Below are 24,641 nucleotides of genomic sequence, written 5' to 3'. Positions count from 1 at the left end.
CGAATACCGGTCCATCCGCCATGACCAGCCCTTACCGCAAGAAGGCTGCGCTAGCCGTTGCCTGCGCCATCACCGTCGCCACGCTCGCGGCCGCAAGCACCGCAGCGAACGCCCAATCCACCGTCACCCTCTACGGCGAACTGGACGCGGGCCTCGCCTACGCCAACAACGTCGGCGGCCACGCGCAATACCAGCTCGCCACCGGCCTCATCGACGGCAGTTTCTGGGGCCTGCAGGGCAGCGAAGACCTCGGCGGCGGCATGAAGGCGCTGTTCCGCCTCGAACGCGGTTTCTCCGTCGCCAACGGCGAGGAACGCAACGACCATCCGTACTACGTCGGCCTCGAATCCGAATCGTTCGGCACCGTCACGCTCGGCCACCAATACGATTCCATCCACGACTACTTCGCGCCCTTCACGCTCACGGGCAGCGCCGGCGGCACGGCCTTCGCGCATCCGTTTGACAACGACAACGCCAACAACACCTACCTCGCCGCCAACGCGATCAAATACACCAGCCCGACGCTCGCCGGCTTTACCTTCGGCGGCATGTACGCGTTCTCGAACGGCGCGGGGCGTTTCGCCGATAACCGCGCCTACAGCCTCGGCGCGAACTACGCGGCGGGCAGCTTCAACGCGGGCGTCGCCTGGCTGCACGCGAACAACCGCGGCGCGACTGGTGCGGGCGCCTACGATCCGCTCGCCTTGCCGGGATCGAGCGGCGATATCGTCGATACCTTCGTGCAGAAGCAGGACACGATCGGCGTCGGCGCGAACTACGCGTTCGGCGATGTGACGCTCGGCGCCGCGTGGTCGCGCGCGATCCAGACCGGTATCGTCGATGCCGATAGCGGCGCGGGCCTGCCGTCCATCGCCTTCAGCAACTACGAGCTCAACGCCGTCTGGCAGGTCACGCCGACGGTCTCGCTTACCGGCATGTACGTGTACACGAAGGCGTCGTCGGCGCACTGGAACGAGGGCGGGGTGCAGGCGATCTATCAACTGTCCAAGCGCACCGACGTCTACGCCGAAACGCTCTATCAACGTGCAACCGCAGGCGCACCGGCCGCGATCAATGCGTTCGATCCGTCGAGCGGACGCAATCAACTGGTCGTCGCTACGGGCATCCGGCACCGCTTCTGAGCGCGCGCGCTGCTACCATCGGCGCTCGCTCTCCATGCCAACAATCAAGCCCGATGCTCGCGCTCAAGCTCACGCTCGTTCCGCTGTTTCTGCTGTTCGTGTCGATGTCCGGCAAGCTCTGGGGCCCGCGCGTGGCGGGCTGGCTGGCCGGATTACCCGTCGTAGCCGGGCCGATTCTCTTTCTGCTCGTGATCGAGCACGGCGACGCTTTCGGTGCGCGCGCCGCCACGCTTTCGCTCTACGCGATCCTCGCTTCCGAAGCGTTTAATTTTGCCTACGCGTGGACCTGCCGCGCGCGGCCGTGGTGGCTCGCGCTCGCAGCGGGTTTGTGTGCGTGGTTCGTCGCGGCATGCGTGCTCTCGCATCTGCCGGTGTCGTGGCCGTGGGCGCTGGGCGTCGCGCTGGCGGCGACGTGTTTCGGCCAGGCCTTCCTGCCGCGCAGCACGGCAAGCGCATCAGGCGCGTCAGGCGCAAATCTCACACGCACCGATCTCGCCACGCGCATGGCCGCGGGCGCCGCGCTCACGCTCGCCGTGACGGCGATGTCCGCGCGACTCGGCCCGGCGTGGAGCGGTCTGCTCGCCGTGTTTCCGTTGCTGGGTAGTGTGCTGGCGGTGTCGTCGCATCGGGCGCAGGGCGCGCCTTTCGTGATCGCGTTGCTACGGGGAATGGTGTTGGGGCGCTTCGGCTTCGCGGCGTTCTGCCTCGTGCTTGCGCTGGGTCTGAGCCATCAGACGTCGATAAGGGTTTTTGCCGAAGCCGCCATCGTCGCGATGATCGTGCAAGTCGCCAGCGCGCGTCTCGCACGTCTGAGCCGGGCGCAGACGATCCACGCTGCACAACGCAACGTACACACGCATACCGCGACAACAGAATAAAAGCAGGGGAGAGCAAGCAGCGAGTTCGCGCACCGACGCCAACGAAGCGCGAACCAATAGAACAAGACGTGCAGCGCCCACAAAAAAGAGGAAAAAGGCCCGGGCAACGAGTGCCCGGGCAAGCCGCCGGATATCCGGCGGCGGAGGTTTCCTGGGGCGTGCCCTGCGCGCGAGGACGGATTCCAGCGCGGCGCAAGGCAACGATAACTAACGTGTCTGCACAAAGACTGACAGGCCCGCTCTTAAGTTCCTGCAGAGCGGGCCTGCCTGGCGTAGGTCACGCAGCGAGCTGCGTTCGACCGGGCATCTTCAACAACTTACTGGCCGAAATAAACCGGCTTGATGTTCGCCGTGCGGCTGCCGGCTTGCGTCGAACCATTGGTCGATGCGCCGTAGGCCGTGGCTTCAGCGGTGGCGTTCTGTTGCGCGACGCGCGCTTGCGCGGCTTGCAGGTCTTCCGGGTAGTACGGGCTCGACAGACCCGGGCGATAGCCGGCCTTTTCGAGTTGCACGAGTTCGGCGCGAACCTGGGCGCGGGTCAGCGGCTGCTGGCTGGCTTGAGCAAACGACACGGCCGGGGCGGCCAGAACGGTAGCGGCGAGCGCTGCGGCAATAAGGGACTTCATGATCTACAACCTCCAAAAATTATCTTTCGGATCGTAACAATCTGCTTGCTCGATCCGTTGATGTGACTTTATTGCGGTGCACTTCAAAGATAAATATCGGGATGCGGCAAACATCATTGCGAAAACCGAGATAATTCGCACGCCGATTCAGTGCCGGATCGCCTGGGCGCGCAATCCACGCCCGTCCGTTTGCGTCGCGGATTGATCGCTGAGGCAAAATAGGGCGCACGCAGCGCGCATGCGTCAGCGCGCGCGCCATCCGCAACTTCCAGGAGATTTCCCATGAAAAACGCGCTCGGCCGTCAGGCTGTGATCGCCGCCGCGCTGGCGGGTCTGGCAACGGCAGGCGTCGCGCACGCCGACGACAAGGTCAACTGCTACGGCGTCGCCAAGGCCGGTCAGAACGACTGTTCGAGCAAGACCGGCGTGCACGATTGCGCGGGTCAGGCCAAGGTCGATCACGACAAGGGCGACTTCAAGACGATGCCCAAAGGCACCTGCGAAAAGCTCGGCGGCACGCCTGAGCAGTAAATCCGCACGCGCATGACCACGATGCTCACGCCCGCCCATCCGTCGCGGCCCGCGCAGGGCGTCGGCATCGGCTTGCGTCATGCGCACTACGATGCCTTCATGCAGGCGCCGCCGCCCGTCGGCTGGGTCGAGGTGCATAGCGAAAACTACTTCGGCGATGGCGGCTACGATCTGCACGTGCTCGAAACGGTGCGCCGCGATCTGCCGGTGAGTCTGCATGGCGTCGGGCTGGGTCTCGGTTCGGCGGCGCCGCTGGACGCATCGCATCTCGCGCGGCTCGCACGACTGGTGGCGCGCATCGAACCCGCGCTCGTCTCCGAGCATCTCTGCTGGGGCGCGACGCCGCATGCCGCGCTGCACGATCTGTTGCCGATGCCGCTCACGCAGGCATCGCTCGATCACTTGAGCGCGCGCGTGACGCATATGCAGGACACGCTGCGCCGCCGCGTGCTGATCGAAAACGTCTCCACCTACGTGCGTTTTCGCGACGACGACTACAGCGAAGCCGCGTTTCTCGCGGAACTCGCGCGGCGTACCGGTTGCGGCGTGCTGCTCGACGTGAACAATCTCTACGTGAATCAGCGCAATCACGGCGAGGACGCGCTCGCCGCGATGCACGCGCTGCCGTGCGACATCGTCGGCGAACTGCATCTTGCGGGCCATCGCGTGAGCGAAGCGGCCGTGATCGACGATCATGGTTCGCGCGTCGCGCCCGAGGTCTGGTCGCTTTACGAGGCCGCGTTGCAGCGTTTCGGCGCGGTGCCCACGCTGATCGAATGGGACACGCATGTGCCGCCGCTGGCCGTGCTGCTCGACGAAGCGCGGCAGGCGCAGGAACGCATGAGTGCGCACGCATGAAGCCATCGCTCGAAGCGTTGCAGTCGGCGTTTGCCGATGCCATCGACGATCCCGCCGCCGATGCCGCGCTCGCCGCGCATCTGCAGAAAGCGGAAGCGGGCGATGGCATCGAGGTCGTTGGTCTACTCGGTTTATATCGCGGCAACGTGCGCGCGGCCCGGCGCGCGGCGCTGGCCAGCGCGTTTCCCGTGCTCGCCCAGCTCACCGGCGACGCGTATTTCGACGCGCTCGCACTCGCGTACGCACGCGCCCATCCTTCGCGCGATGCCGATCTGAACCGCTTCGGCGCGAACTTGCCCGCCTTTATCGAAGGTTATGAAACCGACGCACGTTACGCGTATTTCGGCGATGTCGCGCGTCTCGAATGGGCGCTGCACGTTGCGGCGTTCGCGGCGAATTGCACGCCAATTGCCGCAGCGCAGTGGCAGGCAATCGGCGTGGAGCGGTTGATGGCGTCGCGGCTTGCGGTGCATCCGGCCTGCGTTGCGCTCGAATCGCGCTTCGCGGCGTTCGGGATCTGGCGCGCGCATCGGCAAGACGATCCGGCGCAACAACGGTGGCCCGAGCGCGTCGATACACCTTGCTGGACGCTGATCGTGCGTCCGCAATGGCGTCCCGCTGCGCTCGCGCATACGCAGGCCGCGCACGCGGCTTTCGTCGCCCTGCAAGGCGGCGCGACGCTCGACGAAGCGCTCGAACGCGCCTTCGCCATCGACGAACATTTTGATTTCGCCAGCCAGTGGCGCACGTGGATCGAAGCGAGTGCGATCACGGGACTGCACGACGCCGACTAGCGGTTAGCGCACATAACGCAGAAGAATTCCGCCTCGCAACAACGCACAAAAAAGCAGGATTCCGAATCAAAATGGCGTGTGATGCAAACCCGGCATTCTTCTGTCGAATGCCTATGAAATCAAGGCTGAAAACTCACTTGTCTACACTGTGAAGCACGCCACATAAACGGCGCGCGCGGGCCGTTTTCAGGATGTACACTCGATTGCAAACCGGCACGTCGCGCGCGCCGCGCATCGACGCGCGCGGCTTTTTTGTGTGTTCGCCGATACGGCTGTTCCTTGCCCGTTGTTCGCCCGGGCACCCGCGAGTCCCACGCCATGATGACCCGCCGACCGTACGTCATGATCGCCATCAGCATCGTGCTGGCTGCCGTGCTCACCGCGGTGGCCGGCTGGGTCATGGCGCAGATGCGCGAGGACGCGCTGGCGAGCGCGCGCGCCGCGGCCTTCAACATGGCGCTGCTGTTCGAGCGCGACACGCAGCGCAATTTCGATGTCTACGCGATGTCGCTGCAGGCCGTAATCGACGCCATCGACGATCCGCGTCTGGCCGGACTCCCCGACGATATCCGCCAGAACGTGCTGTTCGACCGCTCGGCGACGGCGCGCAATCTCGGCGCGATTCTGGTCGCCAACGCGGCTGGCGATGTGATCTTCGATTCACGTTCGACGTTGCCGCGCGACGTCAATATCGCCGATCGCGACTACTTCATCGCCCAGCGCGATTCGCGCCAGACGGGCCTCTATATCAGCCAGCCGATGATCGCGCGCGACGGCCCGGAGAACGCCGCCATCGGCCTGAGCCGCCGCCTCGAAAAGCCCGATGGCTCGTTCGCGGGCGTGGTGGTGGGCACGATGAAGCTCGACTATTTCCGGCGCCTGATGAGTGGCGTCGAAATCGGTGCGCATGGCACGGTCGCGCTCACGCTCGCCGACGGCACGCTGCTCATGCGCCGTCCGTACGCGGCCGGGATGATCGGCAAGAATCTCGCCGAATCGGCGCTGTTTCAGCGCATCGGGCGCGCGCAGGAGGGCGGCTTTTTCGGCAACGGGCCGGTGGACGGCGTGCGGCGCTGGTTCGCGTTTCGCCGCGTGGACGGTTATCCGCTCGTGTTCAGTGTGGCGGTGGCCGCAGGCGATATCTACACCGAATGGCGTGCGCGCGCGTGGATCATCGGCTCGCTGACGGTGCTGCTCGACGCTTCGCTGGTCGCGCTGGCGGTGCTGCTTTCGCGGCAGTTGCGCCGTCGCGAACTGCTCGAAGAGGAGTTGCGCGCGCTCGCGGGCACCGATGCGCTCACGGCGCTCGCCAATCGCCGCGCTTTCGAAACGCGCGCGGATCACGAATGGCTGCGCGCGCGCCGCTCGGGCCAGCCGCTCGCAGTGATGATGCTCGACGTCGATCGCTTCAAGCTCTTCAACGACCGCTACGGCCACTCGGCGGGCGATCGCGCGCTGGCGGCCGTGGCGCGCTCGATCGGCGCGCACGCGCGGCGTCCGGGCGACTGCGCGGCGCGTTATGGCGGCGAGGAGTTCGTGCTGCTGCTGCCCGACACCAACGCGGCCCAGGCGCTCGCGCACGCCGAAAAGCTGCGCTCCGCCATCGAGACGCTCGACATTCCGCACGCCGACAGCCCGAACAACGTGCTCACGGCCAGCGTGGGCGTGGCGAGCACGTCGGCGGGCAGCTTTGAATCCTGGCGCACGCTGATCGAAGCCGCCGATGCCGCGCTCTACACGGCTAAACGCGCGGGCCGCAACCGCGTTGCCGTCTGGCAGCCGAGCCTGGCCGGCGAGCCGCACGGCGCCGGTCCCGATCTTTGACAAAATTTTACCCGGATAATATTGCGCCGATAAATTTACCCGGGTAATATTCGCTGCATCGACACAGCAAGGTGATCACGATGACAGCGACACATACGACTCATGAGAAACCCGCGTCCCACGCCGCAGGCGTGACGGCATTTGCAGGCACGCGCCTGATTGCGCGCGGCGCGCCGCTCGACGTGGCGCTGGCCGTGAAGGCGGCGCTGGATCAAGGCGAAGCGGCCTCCGTGCTGATCTTCGACGACCGCGACGCCACGCAGGTGGAATTCGATCTGCGCGGCCGTCCCGCCGATGTCGCCGCGCGTCTTTCCGCCGATGCCGCGTGGCAGGCGCAAACGCAATCAGCAAGCGAAGACGCGCCGCAGGACGACATCGGCGAAGACACGCCCCGCGGCCGTGGCCGTCCGAAGCTTGGCGTGGTGGCGCGCGAGGTCACGCTCCTGCCGCGTCATTGGGACTGGCTGGCGGCGCAGCCGGGCGGGGCGTCGGTGGTGCTGCGCAAGCTGGTGGAAAGCGCGCGTCACGCGAGCGAGGCAAAGGACCGCGTGCGCACATCGCGCGAATCCGTGCATCGTTTCATGACGGCGCTGGCGGGCAATCTGCCGGGTTACGAAGAGGCGCTGCGTGCGCTCTATGCCGGCGAGCGCGCGCGTTTCGAGGCGTGGAGCGTGGACTGGCCCGAGGGCGTGCGCGATTACGTGCGGGAACTGGCGCAAGGCGCTTTCGCCTGAAAAAGTCCGCATAAAGAGGTTCAAGCAAAAGCGAGGTTCAGGCAAAAACGTCCGGGCAAAAAAAAGCCGCTCAGGCCGGGGAGGCATGAGCGGGAAGTCGGAGAGTTTACAACTTACAACCTCTGCATGAACAGTCATGGGGTCACGCAGTAGATTGAGTCTACGTGCGGCCCCCGGCCATCGATATAAGACTTGTCCGAATTTTCTGGCGGGCTGTCCGAATGCACGCCCGAAGTCTCGATGCGCCATTGCTGTTTCGTCCTGCCCACATGCAGGAAGACTTGCCTTGCCACGTGGATTGCGGCTCCGTACACTCGCGCGTGATTTCTCTGACGGGCAGGCGCGGGGCTCGCCGTATCGACGCATGCAGCCCTCGCCCCGATCCCCGTCCCAATAAATAGCACCCGACCACGCCGGCAAACCGCCGACACCGCAGCCGACACCGCATCGACGATGCGGCGTTCGAGTTCGCGCAAGCGCCGGTTGCGGTCACAACGGCACACAAGCACACAAAGAGGAGCCCTAATGTCCGATTCCTGGTTTCCCCGCTGGCGCGCGCAAACCGGCGCCGCAAAAACCGTCGTCGCGCCCGACGAACGTCTCGCCTGGCCGCAGATGTTCGCGATGGGCGTGCAGCACGTCGTCGCCATGTTCGGCTCGACGGTGCTCGCGCCGCTGCTCATGGGCTTCGATCCGAATCTCTGCATTTTCATGTCGGGGATCGGCACGCTGCTGTTCTTCGTGATCGTCGGCGGGCGCGTGCCGAGCTATCTCGGCTCGAGCTTCGCCTTCATCGGCCTCGTGATCGCGGTCACGGGCTACGGCGGTCATGGCCCGAACACGAATATTCCCGTGGCGCTCGGCGGCATCATCGCGTGCGGCGTGGTCTATGCGCTGATCGGCGTGCTGGTGTCGGTGATCGGGACGAAGTGGATCGAAACGCTGATGCCGCCGGTCGTGACCGGCGCGATCGTCTGCGTGATCGGCCTGAATCTCGCGCCGATCGCCGTGAAGGGCGTGAGCGCAACGCAGTTCGATTCGTGGATGGCGCTGGTCACCGTGCTCTGCGTGGGCGCCGTGGCGGTGTTCACGCGCGGCATGCTGCAGCGTCTGCTGATTCTGGTCGGCCTGCTGATCGCTTATGTGATTTACGCGATCGTGACCAACGGCATGGGTCTGGGCAAGCCGATCGATTTTTCGATTGTTGCCAACGCCGCCTGGTTCGGCATGCCGAAGTTCAGCGCGCCGGTGTTCGAGCCGCACGCGATGACGCTGCTGATTCCCATCGCCGTGATTCTGGTGGCGGAAAATCTCGGCCACATCAAGGCCGTTTCGGCGATGACCGGTCATAACCTCGACCGCTATGTGGGCCGCGCGTTTATCGGCGACGGTCTCGCGACGATCGTTTCGGGTTTCGCGGGCGGCACGGGCGTGACGACCTACGCGGAAAACATCGGCGTGATGGCCGTTACCAAGATCTATTCGACGCTGGTGTTCGCCATTGCCGCGCTGATCGCGCTGGTGCTGGGTTTCTCGCCGAAGTTCGGCGCGGTGATCCAGACGATTCCGGGCCCGGTGCTCGGCGGCGTGTCGATCGTCGTGTTCGGTCTGATCGCGGTGACGGGCGCGCGCATCTGGGTGGTCAACAAGGTGGACTTCTCGGACAACCGCAATCTGATCGTCGCGGCCGTGACGCTCGTGCTGGGCGCGGGCGATTTTTCGCTGAAGCTCGGCAACTTCGGGCTCGGCGGCATCGGCACTGCTACGTTCGGCGCAATCGTGCTGTACGCGCTGCTGCGCAGAAAGCCGGCGCAGGAAGCCGCGGTTTAAGCCTTAAAATACGCGGTGAAATGCAAAACGCGACGCCTTCTTTCGAAAGGCGTCGCGTTTTTTTTATGGCCGCAGCGAGCGCGCTTAATCACGCTTAATCGCGATCCTAGCCTCGACTGCGCCCGCGATTCATCATCGCCGTTTCGGTGAGATCGACTTCGCGCATCAGCTTGCCGAGCGTTTCGTCGTTGATCGTATTCGTGTTGCGCAGTTCGAGCAGTGCCGCGCGTTCGGCGCGCATCGCCGCAAGCCGCATCTGCACTTCGAGCTGTTCCGCCTGACGCGCGTTCTTGCTGCGGTCGTGATCGGCGTCGAGCGTGGCGAGGCGTCGGCGATAGGTGTCCAGCACGCGCGCCGTGGTATCGGCGGCATGGGCCAATTCCGATTCGTCCATATCCTCGGTGGCCTTCTCCATATGCGCGTCGACCGCGCGAATCGCCGCCTGCGCCGCCTGGACGCGCGCGAGACGCTCCTCGGCGGCATGCTTCGATTCGCCGCCGCGCCGCACGCCGCGCAGCAGCAACGGCAACCCGACGATCGCCACCAGCAGCGAAGCGAGAATCACCCCCGTGGCGATAAAGATCGCGCTGTCGCGGCCCGGCAGAGGCAGGCCGTTATCGAGCGCGACCGGCAGCGAGAGCACGCCCGCGAGCGTCACCGCGCCGCGCACGCCCGCAACCGTGGTGATCGCCACGGTGCGCAGGCCCGGCACCGCATTCGACACGCCATGACGCGCCGCGCCGCGGCTCGCCACCCAGCGCAGCAGCCAGACCCAGCCGAAGCGCATGGCGTAGAGCGCGGCCAGCACGGCGGCGATATACATCAGCAGACGCAGCATCTGCAGATTGCTGGTGTGATGCGCTTCCAGCAGCGCCTTGCCGAGAATGCCCGGGAATTGCAGGCCGAGCAGCGTGAACACCATGCCGTTGAAGACGAACTCGATCATCGACCACGTGCTCGCCGCCCGCACGCGCGCCGACACCGGCCCCATGTGCGCCGCGCTCGTGTAGTTCATCATCATCCCCGCCGCGACGGCGGCCAGCACGCCCGAGACTTCCAGATGCTCGGCGAACAGATAGGCCGCGAACGGAATCAGCAGCGTCATCACGACGCCGGGCGCGGGATCGCCATCGGACGTGATGTTGAGAAAGCGCTCCGACACAAAACTGAATCCCCAGCCGATGATCGCGCCCACCGCGAGGCCGCCCGCTGCGATCACGAAGAAGCTCAGCGTCGCTTCGCGCAGCGAGAAATAGCCGGTGAGCGCCGCCGCCACGGCGAACTTCAGCGCAACAAGGCCTGACGCATCGTTCATCAGCGCTTCGCCTTCGAGAATGTGCATGAGTTGCGCGGGAATGCGGTCCTTGCCCGCGATGGCCGAAAGCGCGACGGCGTCGGTCGGCGAGAGCACGGCCGCGAGCGCGAACGCGACGGGCAGCGAAATCTGCGGCACCAGCCAGTGCACGAAATAGCCGACCGCCACCACGGTCAGCAGCACGAGGCCGAGCGCGAGCATCAGGATCGCGCGGCGCTGCATGAAGAATTCGCGCTTGGGAATGCGCCAGCCATCCGCGAACAGCAGCGGCGGAATGAACAGCGCCATGAAGATATCCGGGTCGAAGGTGACGTGCGGATTCACGCGCGGAAACGTCAGCAAGGCACCGATGCCGATCTGCAAAAGCGGCAACGGCAGCTTGATCGGCAGAAGTCGCACGATGACGCCCGAAAGGGCGACGGCAAGGAGCAGAATGAGAACGGTGAAGAGGTTTTCCATCGATCAGACAAAAGGTGCGGCGAGGACGATCGCTCAGGCGCGAAAAGCGCGTGGGGCGTGTCCCTTTATGCGGGGGCGTGGGTGAGCGCGCTCTGCGGCAGCGAAATCTCTTGCGGCAGGCGGCGGCGAGCTTACAAGTAGTTTAGCCCGAGGGCGGCGCAGGTCGCCGCGAAGCGCGCAGTCGGGTTTTTCATCGAGTGTGGATGCACGATTTTGGTGCGGTTTGATGTGTTGCATGCCCGTTGGCCGCGCACAGGCGCGATTGGCGGTGCAGGGAACGATGCGCGGCGGGTCCGGATGCAGGCGTGCACGGACTTTGCTTTATCGCCCTGCGTGGCGCAACGCATCGGTCGCGGCAGCAAGCCGCGGCGATCAACTTGCGCGAAGAGGAAGGCATGATCACAGAGCAACAGGAAAAGACGGCGCTCGCGCCGCACGGGTTCGATCTGAGCGTCACCTCGGGGCTGCAGCGCTACAGCGCGCAACATGGCGAACTCACGCTCACGAGCGTGTTCCAGCCGGTTTTCAGCCTCTCGCATATGCGCGCGATCGGCTACGAAGGGCTTTTGCGCGCGCACGATCCGCTCGACCGGCCGATTTCGCCCATCGACGTATTCGGCGAGGCCGCGCGCGTGGGCGATGTGCTGCAGGTCGACCGGCTCGCGCAGGGGCTGCATCTGGAGAACTTCGCGCTGCTCGGCGCCGAGCGCGAGTGGCTCTTTCTCAACGTGCATCCGGGCACGCTGACCGAGCCGTATCACGCGGCCGCGCTGCTCGCCAATCTCAAGCGGCTGGGCATTGCGCCGCGCCGCGTCGTGCTCGAAGTGCTGGAAGCCGAGGCCACCGACCTCGACGCGCTCGCGCATGCCGTGCACGCCTTCCGCGAGCGCGGCTTTCTGATCGCGCTCGACGACTTCGGCGCGGGGCATGTGGATATTGGCCGCGTCTGGCAACTGAATCCCGACATCGTCAAACTCGACCGCATCATGCTGATGCACGCCGCGCATCGCGCCGATATGGCCGCGACGCTGCCCGCGCTGGTCGCGCTGCTGCACGAGGCGGGCAAGCTCGTGCTGATCGAAGGCGTGGAAATGGAGCAGGAAGCGCAGCTTGCGCTGTCCTGCAACGCCGATTTCGTGCAGGGCTTTTTCTTCGCGCGGCCCGCGCCTGGCCTCACCGATTCCTCGCACGCGCAGACCGTGATCGCGGAAGCGACCGATCGTTTCCGTCAGCAAACCGAGACGCGCGAGCGCGGCACCGCCACCCGGCTCGCACCGTATCTGCGCGCGTTCGAACGCGCGGCGGAACGGCTGGGCGCGGGCGAGCCGCTCGAAGAAGTGTGCTGGAATTTTCTCGCGCTCGATCACGCGGCGCGCTGTTTTCTGCTCGATGCGAACGGGCGTCAGGCGGGCCGCAATGTCGTGCTGCGCGTGGACCGCGCGGAACACGACGCGCGCTTCCTGCCGCTCGACGACGCGCAGGGCGCGAACTGGCTGCGCCGGCCGTACTTCCGCGCGGCGCTGGTCGCGCCTGGACGCGTGCATGTGACGTCGCCGTATCTGTCGATCAACGAGGCCTTGCCGTGCGTCACGCTTTCGATGGCCGTGCAGGTGGGCGACCGTCTGTGCGTGCTGTGCGGCGATGTGGACTGGCTGGCGGAATTGCTCGCCTGAAAACGCGCGTGAATAAAAAACGGCGCGGGTGTGAATCGCCCGCGCCGTTCATTTTGTGCCTTTAAAACAGGCCTATTTCGATACGACCACGGGAATGCCGCGCAGCGCGCCCGCGCCCTTGAACGAATCGATCGCTTGCTGCACGACCGCGCTGGTCTTCACGTCGAGCTTCAGGCGCGCGCCGAGTTCGCGCTCGCTACGCTTGACCGCCGCGAGATTCGCCAGCTTCACGTGACCGTAACCGCGCACGCGCTGATGCAGATTGGCGAGCTTCGCGATTTCGTCGGCGTTATCGGCGCAGAGTTTCGCCAGCGCGTTGCGCAGCGTCGCTTCGTAATCGTCGGCGAGGGCGCGTTCCATGCGGCGCTCAAGCGTGCGGCCGAACGGATCGAACCACGTGCCGCGCACGCCGCGTCCCTTCGAAAGCAGTGCAAGCGCGCTCCAGAGCCATTGGCCGAACTGCATTTTGCGCGGCGGCTGGCCGTGCTTTTCGCGGGCGATCAGCGGCGGCGCGAGGTTGAACTTCACCGTGAAATCGCTGCCGGCCTGACCTTCGAACTGCGCTTCGAGCGCCGAGCGGAAAGCCGGATCGGCATGCAGTCTTGCGACTTCGTATTCGTCCTTCACCGCGAGCAGTTTGTAGAACGTCGATGCCACCGCGCGCGACAAGCCCTGTTCCGTCGAACGATCCGCGCCGCGCGCCGCATCGACCAGCGCACGATAACGCTTCACGTAAGCCGCGCCGCCGTACGCAAGCAGACGCGCTTCGCGGTCGGCGACCAGCTCGTCGAGCGTTTGCGTGAGCTTGCGCGCCGTGGCGTTGGCTGCAGCCGCGCGTTGCACGTCGAGCGCTTCCAGCGCAGCGGGATCGGCGGCGGCCATACGGCCAATCGAGAACGCAAAGAGGTTCGCCTGCACGGCCACGTTGTTCAACTCGATCGCGCGCGTGAGCGCCGCGAGCGACACCGGCACGAGACCCAGTTGCCACGCAAAGCCGAGCATCACGATATTCGCGCCGATGGTGTCGCCCAGATAGCGTTGCGCGAGCGCCTGGGCATCGCAGGTCGAAAGCGGGTCTTGCGCATCGGCATGACCGGCCGTTGCGGCGTGACGCATTTTCGCGAGCAGTGCATCGGCGTGCAGGTTGGCTTCGGGGTTCTGCACGAACGACGCGTTCGGAATCTCATGCGTATTCACGACGATGCGGGTGCGGTCGTGACGCACCGTTTGCAGCGCGTCGGCGCTCGCGCCCACCACCATATCGCAGGCGAGCAGCAGGTCGGCCTGCTGGGTGTCGATGCGCACCTGGTTGAGCAGCGCGTCGGTGGCGGCGAAGCGCACGAATGACAGCACCGATCCGCCTTTCTGCGCAAAGCCCATGAAATCCAGCACCGAAGCGCTCTTGCCTTCCAGGTGCGCAGCCATGCTGATGAGCGCGCCGACCGTCACCACGCCCGTGCCGCCCACGCCCGTGACGAGAATGTCATAGGGCGCATTGTCGAGATGGGTGGCCGGCAGCGGCAGCGCATCGACGCGTGCAGCCAGCGCCTGCGGATCGAACGCCGCGCCCGCCGCCTTCTTGAGCTTGCCGCCTTCGATCGTCACGAAGCTCGGGCAAAAGCCGTTCACGCACGAATAGTCCTTGTTGCACGACGATTGATCGATGCGACGTTTGCGGCCCAGTTCGGTTTCCACCGGCTCGACCGAAAGACAGTTCGATTGCACGCCGCAATCGCCGCAGCCTTCGCACACTTCTTCGTTGATGAAGAGGCGCTTGTCCGGGTCGGGGAATTCGCCTTTTTTGCGGCGGCGGCGCTTTTCGGCGGCGCAGGTCTGGTCGTAGATCAGCACGGTCACGCCCGGCGTTTCGCGCAGTTCGCGCTGCACGGTGTCGAGTTCGCTGCGGTGATGGAAGGTCGTGCCCTTCGGGAACAGACCGTGATGGCCGTCGTATTTTTCGGGTTCGTCGCTCACGACGACAAAGCGCGAAACGCCTTCGGCTTCCACCTGACGCGCGATCTGCGGCACGGAAATGCTGCCGTCGACCGGCTGGCCGCCGGTCATCGCCACGGCGTCGTTATAGAGGATCTTGTAGGTGATGTTGGCCTTCGCGGCCACGGCCTGGCGAATCGCAAGGATGCCTGAATGGAAGTAGGTGCCGTCCCCGAGATTCTGGAACACGTGGCGCGTTTTCGTGAACATCGAATGCGAGGCCCAGTCGACGCCTTCGCCGCCCATCTGGATCAGGCCCATGGTGTCGCGCTCCATCCACGACGCCATGAAGTGACAGCCGATACCGGCCTGAGCGATCGAGCCTTCCGGCACCTTCGTCGAGGTATTGTGCGGGCAGCCCGAGCAGAAGTAGGGCGTGCGGCGCACGGCATCGGCGACATTCGAGAGGATTTGCGGCGCGACCAGATCGACCACGCGCTCGCGCCGGTCGAGCGCGGGCTTGTGCTTCGCGAGCCACGCGGCGAACACCGGCAGGATGCGCGAAGGACGCAATTCGCCCAGATCGGAAAGCAGCAGCGAACCATCTTCCGCGTGCTTGCCGACAATCGCCGGACGCGCGCCGCTCGTGCGGTTGTACAGATAATCCTTGATCTGCTGCTCGATCACCGGGCCCTTTTCTTCGATCACGAGCACGTTGTCGAGACCGGCCACGAAGGCGTCGATGCGCGACATCTCCAGCGGAAACGACAGCCCCACCTTGTAGATGCGCACGCCCGCCGTTTCCAGATCGGCGACGGTGAGGTCGAGGCGGCGCAGCGCTTCCATCAGATCCAGATGCGCCTTGCCGCAGGTGACGATGCCCACGTTCGCGTGCGGGCTCGGCGCGATCCATTTGTCGATGCTGTTGGCGCGCGCGAAGTGGCGCACGGCGTCGAGCTTGGCGGCGAGGCGCTGCTCGATCGCGAGACTCGGCAGGTCGGGCCAGCGGTTGTGCAGCCCGCCTGCGGGCGGCGTGAAACCTTCGGGGGCGCTCCAGTCGGTTTTGATGGCGTCGAGATCGACGGTCGAGCCGGATTCCACCGTCTCCGAAATCGCCTTGTAGCCCACCCACGCGCCCGAATAGCGCGACAGCGCCCAGCCGTAGAGGCCGAATTCGAGCATGTCCGCGATATCCGACGGGTTCACGACAGGCATGTGCCACGCCATCAGCGCGAAGTCGCTCTGATGCGGCATCGACGACGACACGCAGCCGTGATCGTCGCCCGCCACCACCAGCACACCGCCATGCGGCGACGAACCGTAGGCGTTGCCGTGCTTGAGCGCATCGCCCGCGCGATCGACGCCCGGGCCCTTGCCGTACCACATCGCGAACACGCCTTCGACGGTGCGCTCCGGGTCCGCTTCCACGCGCTGCGTGCCGAGCACGGCCGTGCCGCCCAGTTCCTCGTTGATGGCGGGCAGAAAGCGCACATCGGCGGCTTCGAGCAGTTTCTTCGCTTTCCACGCCTGCTGATCGACCATGCCGAGCGGCGAACCGCGATAGCCGCTGATAAAGCCCGCCGTGTTCAGCCCGAGCGCGCGGTCGAGCGCGCGCTGCATGAGCGGCAGGCGGATCAGCGCCTGCGTGCCGGTCAGGAAGATGCGGCCGCGCGTGGCGGTGAGGTTGTCGGTGAGCTTGTAGTCGGCGAGGGGCGGCGTATCGAGCGGCGTATCGCTCTGCGTAAGCGAGTTGCCAAAGGCGGGGCGCGCGGTCATTTGGGGGAGTCTCCAATTTTTCTATGACGCATCGCGGGACATCGCCGGATGCGTTGAAGACTCTATTTTTTCGCGCCAATGAGGGAAATTTTTTGCTAACTAATTGGGCGCGACCGACATCCGCGCGACAGTCTGCCCGTGAATCCGCGTTTTTGAGAGAGATTTTCCTGCGCGTGTGGCGAGGCCGCCGGATCGCCTCAAATCACGCGCGGTCCGTAAGGCCTGGCTTCGTCGAACGCCACGACATCGTGAAAGTGCGTGTAGTCCATCACGCTGGTGCCGTCCGCATCGCTCATCAGATCGACGTAACGGTGTTGCCAGCGGATTTCGGCATCGGTCCAGATGTGGCGCGCCTGCATGGTCTGCGCGGTGGATTCGTCCGAGCCTTCGATCACCAGATGCAGCGACGCCGCCTGCTTCGCCAGCGATTCGGCGCTCGCACCGTACAGCGGGCTCGATTCGTCGATCACGTGCATCAGGTTCCAGCCGAGCGTGAATAGCGGATGTTCCGCGCGCACCAGATCGAGGTCGTAGATGCGCCGCGCCGTGTAACCGTCCGAGGTGGTTTCGATGCGGATCAGGCGCAGTTTCGCGTAGGCCTCGGCGATCACGTTCTGGCGCGCGTTGGCCGCGCGCGCCATCAGCGTCATGCGGCCTTCGAGCGGATGCACGACCACCTGGCGCGCGAACCAGATCTTCGCGCGCGGCCGCGAGAAGCGCGCGAACACGAGACCGGTGGCCAGCGCGATGCTCGCCATGCCGACGAAGATTTCGAGCGTCGCGACCAGGTGCGCGTAGACGGTCTGCGGATGCATGTCGCCATAGCCGACCGTCGCGAGGGTTTCGACGCTGAAGAAAAACGCGCCCGCAAAACCGTGCGGATACTGGTTGGCGATGGGCGCCGTGCCGAGCAGATAAAGGCCCGCGAACGCGGCGTTGAGGACCATGAAGAGCGCGCCGAGCGAGGCGAAGAAGGTGGGCCAGCGCATGGTCAGCGCGTAGTGGTAGAAGTCGCGCCAGGTCTGCACGGGCATGCCGTAGACGAACACGTCGCGCGAGCCGATGCGCAGCTTGCGCGCGCCGCGGCGGTTGGCGTTGCGGGGCGTGGGGGCGGTGGCGGAATCGGCGGTCGATGCGGCGCTGGCTTGGTCGCGCGCGTGCGGCGGCGTGTCGGATGTCATGGCAGTCCCTGCTGCGGGGTCGGTTTGCCCGCAAGCGTAGCAATGCCGATCAAGCGAAACAAGCAGGGACGAACGCGCCCGGCGCCGGCACACGCAGGCACATCAAGCGAAGTGCAGCAAACGGCGCGCTAAAGCCGCGAGCCACGACCTCGAGCCACGGCCTCAAACCACGCCGACGATCACGGAAACGCGCGCGGCTTCGGAATGCCCGCGCCGTGCTGGATATCGGCGATGGCTTGCCGGTGTGCGGCGTCGATGGCTTCGGCGCTGGCCGGATAACCGGTGCTGCCGCCGATGGTGATCCACGGCTGGACGGGGCTGTCGCGATGGGTGATCTGATATTCGGCGTCCCAGCGCGCACCCTGCAGTTCGAGCGGATGCACGTGGATGGCGTAGACGCCGTAGAGGAAAAGTTGCTCGGTCATGATGTCCTCCTGACCGTGGTTGCCTGACCTGCCGCGTGCACGGGTGACGTGCGGAACCTGCTTCGAACGATGCCTGCGGCCCGGGACCGGCGCGGGGGACGGGATCGCCGCCCCGCGCGCGTTTGCGAAAAAACGAAAGGTGGCGCGACGGCGCGCGCCCGGCGGCTTCGTACCGCCTTACAGTTCCAGTTCGCCGAGAAGGCGATGCGCCAGCGCCTTGGCTTCCTCCAGCGCTTCTTCCGGCGTGCCGGAAGCGGCATCGACTTCGTAGAGCGCGTTTTCGAGCTCCTCGCCGTCGTCGCGCGCCAGCGAGACCATGCCCTGGTACTGCCCGGCGTTCATCGGCCGCACCGAGGCGACCGCCGTGTAGATCCCCTTCGTGTAGCTGACGTCTTCCATAGCCTGCTCCTCGCGCAAGGAAAACTCATGCTAGCACGTTGATCGTGCGGCTGCGGGGCACGCTCGTGACGCTGGCGGGACGCTTTCGTGTCATGCGCCAGTGTCAGGTTTTGGCTCGTCGATGGCAGCGCACGGCGCGCGCCTGAACCGGTTTCCGCAACGCTTAATCGTTGCTCAATCGGCGATCAGCGCGACCACTTCGTCGAGCGTCGGCGAATGCGCGCCGGGGCGTCGGCAAGCGGCGGCGCCCGCAGCCAGCGCGAACGCCAGATGCTGCGGCCAGCTACGTTGCGGCGTGCTCATCAGGCTGAACATCAGCCCGCCGATGGAAGCGTCGCCCGCGCCCACGGTATCGGCGACTTCGACGCGCGGCGGCGCGGCTTCGAACACCTCGTCGCCCACGTAGAGCGTCGCGGTCTGAGCGCCGCGCGTGACCAGCAGCGTCGCCGCCGGATTCAGCGCGCGCATCGCGGCGATCGCCTCGGGTTCGGTCTTATCGGCGAACAGCATGCGCAGGTCTTCGTCGGAGACCTTGATGAGATCGGCGAGCGCGGCCATGCGGTGCAGGATCGGCTCGTAGCCGTGCGCCATCAGGTTGCGGTAGTTCGGATCGAAGCTGATCTTCACGCCCTGCGCGCGCAAATCCGCCGCGAGCGTGGCGAGCGTTTCGCCCAGCGGCTGGCGCACGAGGCTGATGCAGCCGAAGTGCGCCCACTTCGCGTGCGCGCGCCAGCCTTCGGGCAGCTTCGCAGGATCGAAGGCGAGATCGGCGCTGTTGTCGCCGATGAAGTAGTACGCGGGCGGATGCGTCTGATGCACGATCGCCAGCAGCGGCGCGCGCTCGACGCGCTGCATGAAGCGCATGTCGAGACCGGCGGCGACGCTGGCGTTCCAGAGTTCGTCGGAGAAGTTGTCGGTGCCGAGCGCGCCCGCGCAGGCCGTGGGCAGGCCCAGACGCGCGACCGCGCGCGCCACGTTCCAGCCCGCGCCGCCGGGATGGGCGCGCCAGTGCGAGTCCATGCCCGGGACGCCTGCCGGCGCGGATGCGCCGTCGGGCGCGCCGCCGCGCACGAGATCGGTGAGGATGTCGCCCGCCGAGATGAACGCGGGGAAGCCGGACGAGAAGTCGGGGCCAGTGCTGCAGGTGCTCATCGCTTGATCCTTGCTTGATCGTTCGCTGGATGCGTTGCTGCTTCGTATGCGCGGGGTCGCCGCGGTGGCGCTCAGGCGTTGCCGTCGGTGCCGGTTGCGCGGGGTTCGTCGGCGAGCGCCGCCTCGCGGCCGATCACCGGCGCCATGCCGCGTCCCGGCAGGGCGTTGAGCGCTTCGTAGCACGCGCCCATGGTGTGGTAGTCGGTCTTGCCCGCGGGGCTTTTCTCGTCGCTGTACTTGCGGTTGTCGCAGGTGAGAATGCGATACCACGCGCCATAGCGATGATCGACGAAATGCGCCCAGCTATAGCGCCAGATCTCGTCGTACCAGTCCCAGAAGCGCTCGTTGCCCGTGCGCTTCGCGAGCAGCGCGGCGGTGGCGAAGGTTTCGGCCTGCACCCAGAAGTATTTGTCGTGATCGCAGACGGTGTAGTCCGGGCCGAAGCCGTAGTAGAGCCCGCCGTGATCGTTGTCCCACGCGTGCGCCATGGCGGCGTCGAACAGTTCGATGGCGCGCGGCAGCAGCCACGGCAGCGGACGATGACGCTCCAGGATCAGCAGCAGCTTCGCCCATTCGGTCTGGTGGCCCGGCTGGAAGCCCCACGGACGGAAGATGTTCGAGCTGTCCTCTTCGTTGTAGTGCCAGTCCACCGACCAGTCGGCGTGAAAGTGCTCCCACACGAGGCCTTGCGAAAGCTTCGCCTGGCGCAGCGTGATGTTCGAGGCGACGCGCTCCGCGCGGTCGAGATAGACGAGATGGCCGGTCGCCTCGTAGGCCGCGAGCAGCGCCTCCGTGGTGTGCATGTTGGCGTTCTGGCCGCGATAGCTCGACACGATCCAGTCGGCGCTGGCTTCATCGGCGTACAGGCCCGCTGCGCCGTCCCAGAAGCGATGTTCCATCAGCTCGAAGGTGGCGCCGATCATCGGCCGCGCTTCTTCGATGCCGGCCATCGCCGCGTGCGCGTAAGCCAGCAGCACGAAGGCAAGGCCGTAGCAGTGACGCGTGGCGTCGAGCACGCGCTTTCTGCCGTCGCGCCAGTCGATCTCCCAGTCGTAGCCCTGATGCTGCGGGTCCCAATGCGCCTCGCGCAGGAACTGCAGGCCGTGGCGCGCGTATTCCAGATGCTGCACGTCGCCGGACTCGCGGTATGCCATCGCGTAGTTGAAGACGTAGCGGCAGCTGCTCACCAGATGGCGCGAATGCGCGTTGTACACCGAGCCGTCGTCGCGGAAATAGTGGAAGAAGCCGCCCGAGGCGTCGTACAAGTTGGGCGCGTAGAAGCGCAGCGTGTCCTCGATATGGCCCAGCAGGAACGCACGGTCGCGAAAGCTCGCGACGGCGGGCACGCTGGCATTCGTGGCCGTGTTGGCCTGGAGAGTGTCGGTGGGCTTCGTCATGGCGTTCTCAGGTTGACTGGGCTTGGGTGGCGAGCGCGGGCATGGCCGTGCTGGCGCGTTCGATCAGCCGCACGGGCAGCACGATCTCTTGAACGGGCGGCTGGAATTCGGGCGTTTCTTCGAGCAGCAGTTCCACGCCGCGCCGCCCGAGCGCTTCCTTGTCGACGGCGATGGTCGACAGCGCGGGCGAGGCATGCGAGGCACCGGCAATATCGTCGAAACCGATGATGGCGATGTCTTCGGGCACGCGCAGGCCGTGGCTCTGGCACACGCGCATGGCGGCGAGCGCGGCGGCGTCGTTGTAGGCGAAAACGGCGTCGGGCCGCGCCGCGCCGCGCTGGCGCGCCGTATCGAGCAGACGCTGCATGGCTTGCGACGCGCCGGTGTCGGGATCGAGCCCGCCGTCGATGGTGGTTTCCAGCGACGGATCGAACAGCAGCCCGGCTTCGAAGAAGGCGCGGCGGTAGCCGAGCGCGCGCTGCGCGATGCTGTAGTGCGCGAGCGACCCGCCGATAAACGCCACGCGCCGCCGCCCGAGGCTGAACAGATGATGCATGGCGAGCGCGGCGCCCGCGGCATTGTCGATGTTCACCGAGCGCAGACCCGGCGCCCACAGGTCGATCAGCACGAGCGGACGTTGCAGCGCGACCAGCGCGTTGAGCATTTCGGGCTCGACGAAACCGGCCACGGCGATGGCATCGGGCGCGTGCAGACGCAGTTGCTGGACGGTGTCGTCGGCGGGACCGGCGGTGAGCAGCGCGGGCACGATGCCGTGCTCGCGGCAGGCGTCTTCGACGCCATGCAGGACGTGCGAGAAGAACGGGCTGGCGGCGAAATTATTGTGCTGGCGATGCAGCAGGAAAGTGAGGCGGCGAATGCGCGGGCGCAGTTGCCCGCAGTCATAGCCCAGCGAGCGCGCCACTTCTACGATGCGCGTGCGCGTGGCCTCGGACAGGCCCGGCTGGTTTTTGAGCGCGCGTGAGACCGTGCCGATCGACACATTGGCCGCCTGCGCGACGTCGCGTATGGTTGTCCCCATGGTTCCTGTCTGCTTGCTGCGCGCCTGTTGCGGCGACATGGCCAGATGTGCGGCGATTGTATAGTAAAAACAGGGTAGCGCAACGTTGCATCGCGCCATAAAAGCCCCGTAAATACCCGTAATTACACAGATAAACGTAAATTTACGTGTTTAGTAAAACTAGCTAAACAAGACCGCGGGAACAGCGGTTGCTCAATCGGTCGCGTCATCATTCGAACCGTACGGAGGCATCATGCTAGGCACCTTGCTTCTGGTCATCCTGATCCTGATGCTGATCGGCGCCTTTCCCGCCTGGCCGCATAGCCGCTCGTGGGGCTATGCGCCATCCGGGACGCTGGGGATCGTCGTGATCGTCGTGGTCGTGCTCGTGTTGATGGGGACGATCTAGCTGTATCGACAGCCGCTGTAACGACAGCCGCTAAAAGACCAAAAGGCCGGCGCGGATAGGCGATCCGCGCCGGCCTTTTGTCGACGGTGAGCCAGCTGCGTTAGCTGTGCGCGGCAGGCATCGCCCGTTGCGCTTCGGCGTAGACCTCGCCGTGCGAGAGCGCGGGCAGCAGTTCCGCGCTGTCGCTGCCTTCGATCACCACGAGACCGGCGGCCTCCTGCTTGGCGCGCCGCTTCGCAATCGCTGCCAGCGACGCGATCGCTTCGCTGCCGTGCTGCGCGCCGGTGCCCGCCGCGATATGCACGCAGCCGATCGCCATCGTCACGAAGCTGAAGAACGTCGGATGACCTTGCCGGTCCTCGCCGTGAATGCCGCCTGCGAGCCGGTCGGCGGGTGCGTAAAAACGCAGCGCGCCCGCATTGAAGGTTTCGATCGCGCGGCTGGCGCGCTCGCGCCACGTTTCGCTCTGAAACAGGATCAGGAAATCGTCGCCGCCCACGTGGCCGAGAAAGTCGCGCATGGGGTCGCACACATCGGCGAGCACCTGGGCCGCGAATTTCAGCACCTCGTCGCCTTGCCAGTAGCCGTACTGATCGTTGAACGGCTTGAACTGGTTCAGATCGACGTAGCACGCGTGAAAGCCCGCGTCGTGCGATTGCAGACGTTCGATGTGCGAACTGATCGGGATATTGCCAGGCAGAAACGTCAGCGGATTCGCGTAGCGCGCCGCCTGGATGCGTACTTCCGTCACCGCGCGCACGAGACTTTCGCCGGTGCCGAGCCCCGCGTAACGGCCGTTATCGGTGATGACGAAACCATCGGCGAGATAGCGTTGATCGTCGCTCGCGAGCAGCGCGGCCATCTGCTCGACGCTCATGGTCTGCTCGATCAGCACGGGCTGCGCGTTGGCGAATTGCAGACAGGCTTTCTTGCCGAACAGCTCGCGGTGATAGGGCAGCGCGTAGCGGTCCATGAACGCGCGCCGGTTGATCAGCGCCACGGGCGTTTCGCCTTCGACGACCGCGACCGCGTGCAGATCGGGCATGCGGTTGAAGAGATCGAGCACGTCGTTATTGGTCGCGCGGCGCGGCAGCGCGGGCGCGTGCACCACCATCTTCTGCGCGGGCGCGCCGCCGCCCGTTGCGCTTGCGCCGCTCTGACGCGTCGCTTCGGGAAACACGGCGATGTGATGCGCGCTGATCGCGGCGCGCGTGCGCTCGTCGAGCTTGCGCGGCGGCTGCGCATCGGGACGGCCGAGGAAAAAGCCCTGGCCGCTCTGGATGCCCATGTCGCGCAGCACGAGCAGATCGGCTTCGTTCTCGATGCCTTCGGCCACGAGCCGCGCGCCGCTCGCTTGGGCGAAATGCTGCATGGCGCGCACGGCTTCGAACTTCAGCGGCGTATTGGCGATGTCCTGAATGAAGAAGCGATCGATCTTCACCACGTCGGGCTGAAGCTGCACCCAGACGTTCATGCTGGCGTTGGCGCTGCCGTAATCGTCGAGTGCGAACTGCGCGCCGGCCGCGCGCAAGGCCGCCACCACGGGCGTGAACTCGCGCAGATCGGCGATGGCGCTTTGCTCGGTCAACTCGATCACGACGCGCTGCGCGTCGATGCGCGCGAACAGGGCGCCGATGCCCGTGCTGGCCAGCTGGCACAGCGCGCCCGCGCTGAAGTTCAGGAACAGCTTGCCGTTGCAGCCGAGCTGCGTGAAGGCGTCGATGCAGACGTCGGCGGCGGCGCGTTCGAGCGCGGTGGTGCAGCCCGCAGCGCCCGCGTGCGCGAACAGCGCGGCGGGCGACTCGAGCGGCGAGCCGGCCGGACCGCGAATCAGGCCTTCGTAGCCGAGGATGGCGCCATCGTCGAAATCGACGATCGGCTGGAAGACGGCGCGCAACTGGCGTTGGGCGATCAGGGCCTCGATGCTGGCCGGACCTTCAGTGGCGCCGACAATCGGTGAGGCGGACGGCGTGGACGCACGTGCAGACATGGATAGAGCCAGGATGGCTTTAACGACGGGAATATCGGCAGCAGCGTCGGACAATTAAATGAACTTTTCATGACAGTTCGAAGAAAAAGGGCGCGGAGGGGCTGTGCAACGTTTGCGAGCCAAAGCGGCTGTGGCTGATGTGCGTCAGGTTGTCCTCCTGGTCGGAACGGGACAATGGCGGGTTCGCGCCCGACATGCCGATGCAGCACCAGTCAAGGCGTGGGTGACCCGCTCGACATCCATACCGATCCCGTTGCGCCAGGTTCTGCGAAGGCCTCGATGAGGGTTTACAAAATCA

The 24,641-nt window shown here is 65.7% G+C and carries 20 protein-coding genes; 10 read left to right on the top strand and 10 right to left on the bottom strand.

What is annotated here, in order from left to right; genetic code table 11:
- Positions 1-20: 20 nt before the first annotated feature.
- Together G3N59_RS12845 and G3N59_RS12840 are read left to right on the top strand one after the other, a co-directional pair.
- Positions 21-1,142 (top strand): porin, encoded by a 1,122-nt coding sequence (locus G3N59_RS12845; RefSeq protein WP_205983007.1) that lies wholly within the window; start codon positions 21-23, stop codon positions 1,140-1,142.
- Between the two features lie 53 nt (positions 1,143-1,195).
- Entirely contained in the window at positions 1,196-2,020 is an 825-nt protein-coding gene (locus tag G3N59_RS12840; protein WP_205983006.1) for a hypothetical protein, read from the top strand.
- Positions 2,021-2,337: 317 nt separating this feature from the next.
- Here G3N59_RS12840 and G3N59_RS12835 read toward each other — a convergent pair whose 3' ends face one another.
- Positions 2,338-2,646 carry a DUF4148 domain-containing protein gene (locus G3N59_RS12835; protein ID WP_205983005.1) on the bottom strand — a complete coding sequence of 103 codons (309 nt, stop codon included), beginning with the start codon at positions 2,644-2,646 and terminating at the stop codon, positions 2,338-2,340.
- A gap of 282 nt (positions 2,647-2,928) precedes the next feature.
- Between G3N59_RS12835 and G3N59_RS12830 the strand changes: the two genes are divergently transcribed.
- From G3N59_RS12830 to G3N59_RS12805, 6 genes are all read left to right on the top strand, one after another.
- Positions 2,929-3,177: a DUF2282 domain-containing protein gene (locus G3N59_RS12830; protein WP_205983004.1), complete on the top strand. Its 249-nt coding sequence runs from the start codon at positions 2,929-2,931 to the stop codon at positions 3,175-3,177.
- A 12-nt stretch (positions 3,178-3,189) separates the two neighbouring features.
- A complete protein-coding gene (locus tag G3N59_RS12825; protein ID WP_241023416.1) occupies positions 3,190-4,035 on the top strand; it encodes a DUF692 domain-containing protein in 846 nt (281 codons plus the stop codon).
- Complete coding sequence (locus G3N59_RS12820) at positions 4,032-4,829, top strand: DNA-binding domain-containing protein (RefSeq protein ID WP_205983003.1); 798 nt, start codon at positions 4,032-4,034, stop codon at positions 4,827-4,829. The genes G3N59_RS12825 and G3N59_RS12820 overlap by 4 nt, the downstream gene beginning before the upstream one ends.
- Positions 4,830-5,147: 318 nt before the next feature.
- The gene (locus G3N59_RS12815) at positions 5,148-6,653 is read left to right on the top strand and encodes a sensor domain-containing diguanylate cyclase (RefSeq protein ID WP_205983002.1); all 1,506 of its coding nucleotides are present in this window, start codon (positions 5,148-5,150) and stop codon (positions 6,651-6,653) included.
- 80 nt (positions 6,654-6,733) lie between these two features.
- The gene (locus G3N59_RS12810; RefSeq protein ID WP_205983001.1) at positions 6,734-7,387 is read left to right on the top strand and encodes a DUF2239 family protein; all 654 of its coding nucleotides are present in this window, start codon (positions 6,734-6,736) and stop codon (positions 7,385-7,387) included.
- A 525-nt stretch (positions 7,388-7,912) separates the two neighbouring features.
- The gene (locus G3N59_RS12805) at positions 7,913-9,217 is read left to right on the top strand and encodes a solute carrier family 23 protein (protein ID WP_205983000.1); all 1,305 of its coding nucleotides are present in this window, start codon (positions 7,913-7,915) and stop codon (positions 9,215-9,217) included.
- A 106-nt stretch (positions 9,218-9,323) separates the two neighbouring features.
- Here G3N59_RS12805 and G3N59_RS12800 read toward each other — a convergent pair whose 3' ends face one another.
- Positions 9,324-10,991, bottom strand: a complete 1,668-nt coding sequence (locus G3N59_RS12800; protein WP_205982999.1) for a Na+/H+ antiporter — start codon at positions 10,989-10,991, stop codon at positions 9,324-9,326.
- A 395-nt stretch (positions 10,992-11,386) separates the two neighbouring features.
- On the opposite strand from G3N59_RS12800, the gene G3N59_RS12795 reads away from it, so the two are divergent.
- Positions 11,387-12,664 carry an EAL domain-containing protein gene (locus G3N59_RS12795; protein WP_205982998.1) on the top strand — a complete coding sequence of 426 codons (1,278 nt, stop codon included), beginning with the start codon at positions 11,387-11,389 and terminating at the stop codon, positions 12,662-12,664.
- 72 nt (positions 12,665-12,736) lie between these two features.
- Here the strand turns inward: G3N59_RS12795 and G3N59_RS12790 are convergent, their stop codons facing one another.
- The 7 genes from G3N59_RS12790 to G3N59_RS12760 form a co-directional block, all read right to left on the bottom strand.
- Positions 12,737-16,372: an indolepyruvate ferredoxin oxidoreductase family protein gene (locus G3N59_RS12790; protein WP_205982997.1), complete on the bottom strand. Its 3,636-nt coding sequence runs from the start codon at positions 16,370-16,372 to the stop codon at positions 12,737-12,739.
- 197 nt (positions 16,373-16,569) lie between these two features.
- The gene (locus G3N59_RS12785; protein WP_205982996.1) at positions 16,570-17,553 is read right to left on the bottom strand and encodes an ion channel; all 984 of its coding nucleotides are present in this window, start codon (positions 17,551-17,553) and stop codon (positions 16,570-16,572) included.
- Between the two features lie 179 nt (positions 17,554-17,732).
- Positions 17,733-17,978: a hypothetical protein gene (locus G3N59_RS12780; RefSeq protein WP_205982995.1), complete on the bottom strand. Its 246-nt coding sequence runs from the start codon at positions 17,976-17,978 to the stop codon at positions 17,733-17,735.
- Positions 17,979-18,155: 177 nt separating this feature from the next.
- Entirely contained in the window at positions 18,156-18,377 is a 222-nt protein-coding gene (locus G3N59_RS12775) for a hypothetical protein (protein WP_103702613.1), read from the bottom strand.
- Positions 18,378-18,551: 174 nt separating this feature from the next.
- A complete protein-coding gene (locus G3N59_RS12770; protein ID WP_205982994.1) occupies positions 18,552-19,529 on the bottom strand; it encodes a carbohydrate kinase in 978 nt (325 codons plus the stop codon).
- A gap of 71 nt (positions 19,530-19,600) precedes the next feature.
- Positions 19,601-20,926: an AGE family epimerase/isomerase gene (locus tag G3N59_RS12765; RefSeq protein ID WP_241023415.1), complete on the bottom strand. Its 1,326-nt coding sequence runs from the start codon at positions 20,924-20,926 to the stop codon at positions 19,601-19,603.
- 7 nt (positions 20,927-20,933) lie between these two features.
- Positions 20,934-21,965 (bottom strand): LacI family DNA-binding transcriptional regulator, encoded by a 1,032-nt coding sequence (locus tag G3N59_RS12760; RefSeq protein WP_205982993.1) that lies wholly within the window; start codon positions 21,963-21,965, stop codon positions 20,934-20,936.
- A 232-nt stretch (positions 21,966-22,197) separates the two neighbouring features.
- Here G3N59_RS12760 and G3N59_RS12755 point away from each other — a divergent pair, with 232 nt between their 5' ends.
- Positions 22,198-22,353 (top strand): DUF3309 family protein, encoded by a 156-nt coding sequence (locus G3N59_RS12755; RefSeq protein ID WP_205982992.1) that lies wholly within the window; start codon positions 22,198-22,200, stop codon positions 22,351-22,353.
- A 100-nt stretch (positions 22,354-22,453) separates the two neighbouring features.
- Here G3N59_RS12755 and G3N59_RS12750 read toward each other — a convergent pair whose 3' ends face one another.
- The gene (locus G3N59_RS12750; protein ID WP_205982991.1) at positions 22,454-24,343 is read right to left on the bottom strand and encodes a phosphodiesterase; all 1,890 of its coding nucleotides are present in this window, start codon (positions 24,341-24,343) and stop codon (positions 22,454-22,456) included.
- Between the last annotated feature and the right edge of the window lie 298 nt (positions 24,344-24,641).

This window comes from Paraburkholderia sp. Ac-20340, from assembly GCF_017104965.1.
Lineage (GTDB): Bacteria > Pseudomonadota > Gammaproteobacteria > Burkholderiales > Burkholderiaceae > Paraburkholderia.
The sequence above is the reverse complement of the archived record's forward strand: the minus strand, read 5'-3'. Positions and strand labels throughout refer to the sequence as shown.

What these genes read in the sequence shown, in the direction of transcription:
- G3N59_RS12845 (WP_205983007.1), top strand. Translation starts at nt 21, where the DNA reads ATGACCAGCCCTTACCGCAAGAAGGCTGCGCTAGCCGTTGCCTGCGCC.
- G3N59_RS12840 (WP_205983006.1), top strand. Translation starts at nt 1,196, where the DNA reads ATGCTCGCGCTCAAGCTCACGCTCGTTCCGCTGTTTCTGCTGTTCGTG.
- G3N59_RS12835 (WP_205983005.1), bottom strand. Translation starts at nt 2,646, where the DNA reads ATGAAGTCCCTTATTGCCGCAGCGCTCGCCGCTACCGTTCTGGCCGCC.
- G3N59_RS12830 (WP_205983004.1), top strand. Translation starts at nt 2,929, where the DNA reads ATGAAAAACGCGCTCGGCCGTCAGGCTGTGATCGCCGCCGCGCTGGCG.
- G3N59_RS12825 (WP_241023416.1), top strand. Translation starts at nt 3,190, where the DNA reads ATGACCACGATGCTCACGCCCGCCCATCCGTCGCGGCCCGCGCAGGGC.
- G3N59_RS12820 (WP_205983003.1), top strand. Translation starts at nt 4,032, where the DNA reads ATGAAGCCATCGCTCGAAGCGTTGCAGTCGGCGTTTGCCGATGCCATC.
- G3N59_RS12815 (WP_205983002.1), top strand. Translation starts at nt 5,148, where the DNA reads ATGATGACCCGCCGACCGTACGTCATGATCGCCATCAGCATCGTGCTG.
- G3N59_RS12810 (WP_205983001.1), top strand. Translation starts at nt 6,734, where the DNA reads ATGACAGCGACACATACGACTCATGAGAAACCCGCGTCCCACGCCGCA.
- G3N59_RS12805 (WP_205983000.1), top strand. Translation starts at nt 7,913, where the DNA reads ATGTCCGATTCCTGGTTTCCCCGCTGGCGCGCGCAAACCGGCGCCGCA.
- G3N59_RS12800 (WP_205982999.1), bottom strand. Translation starts at nt 10,991, where the DNA reads ATGGAAAACCTCTTCACCGTTCTCATTCTGCTCCTTGCCGTCGCCCTT.
- G3N59_RS12795 (WP_205982998.1), top strand. Translation starts at nt 11,387, where the DNA reads ATGATCACAGAGCAACAGGAAAAGACGGCGCTCGCGCCGCACGGGTTC.
- G3N59_RS12790 (WP_205982997.1), bottom strand. Translation starts at nt 16,372, where the DNA reads ATGACCGCGCGCCCCGCCTTTGGCAACTCGCTTACGCAGAGCGATACG.
- G3N59_RS12785 (WP_205982996.1), bottom strand. Translation starts at nt 17,553, where the DNA reads ATGACATCCGACACGCCGCCGCACGCGCGCGACCAAGCCAGCGCCGCA.
- G3N59_RS12780 (WP_205982995.1), bottom strand. Translation starts at nt 17,978, where the DNA reads ATGACCGAGCAACTTTTCCTCTACGGCGTCTACGCCATCCACGTGCAT.
- G3N59_RS12775 (WP_103702613.1), bottom strand. Translation starts at nt 18,377, where the DNA reads ATGGAAGACGTCAGCTACACGAAGGGGATCTACACGGCGGTCGCCTCG.
- G3N59_RS12770 (WP_205982994.1), bottom strand. Translation starts at nt 19,529, where the DNA reads ATGAGCACCTGCAGCACTGGCCCCGACTTCTCGTCCGGCTTCCCCGCG.
- G3N59_RS12765 (WP_241023415.1), bottom strand. Translation starts at nt 20,926, where the DNA reads ATGACGAAGCCCACCGACACTCTCCAGGCCAACACGGCCACGAATGCC.
- G3N59_RS12760 (WP_205982993.1), bottom strand. Translation starts at nt 21,965, where the DNA reads ATGGGGACAACCATACGCGACGTCGCGCAGGCGGCCAATGTGTCGATC.
- G3N59_RS12755 (WP_205982992.1), top strand. Translation starts at nt 22,198, where the DNA reads ATGCTAGGCACCTTGCTTCTGGTCATCCTGATCCTGATGCTGATCGGC.
- G3N59_RS12750 (WP_205982991.1), bottom strand. Translation starts at nt 24,343, where the DNA reads ATGTCTGCACGTGCGTCCACGCCGTCCGCCTCACCGATTGTCGGCGCC.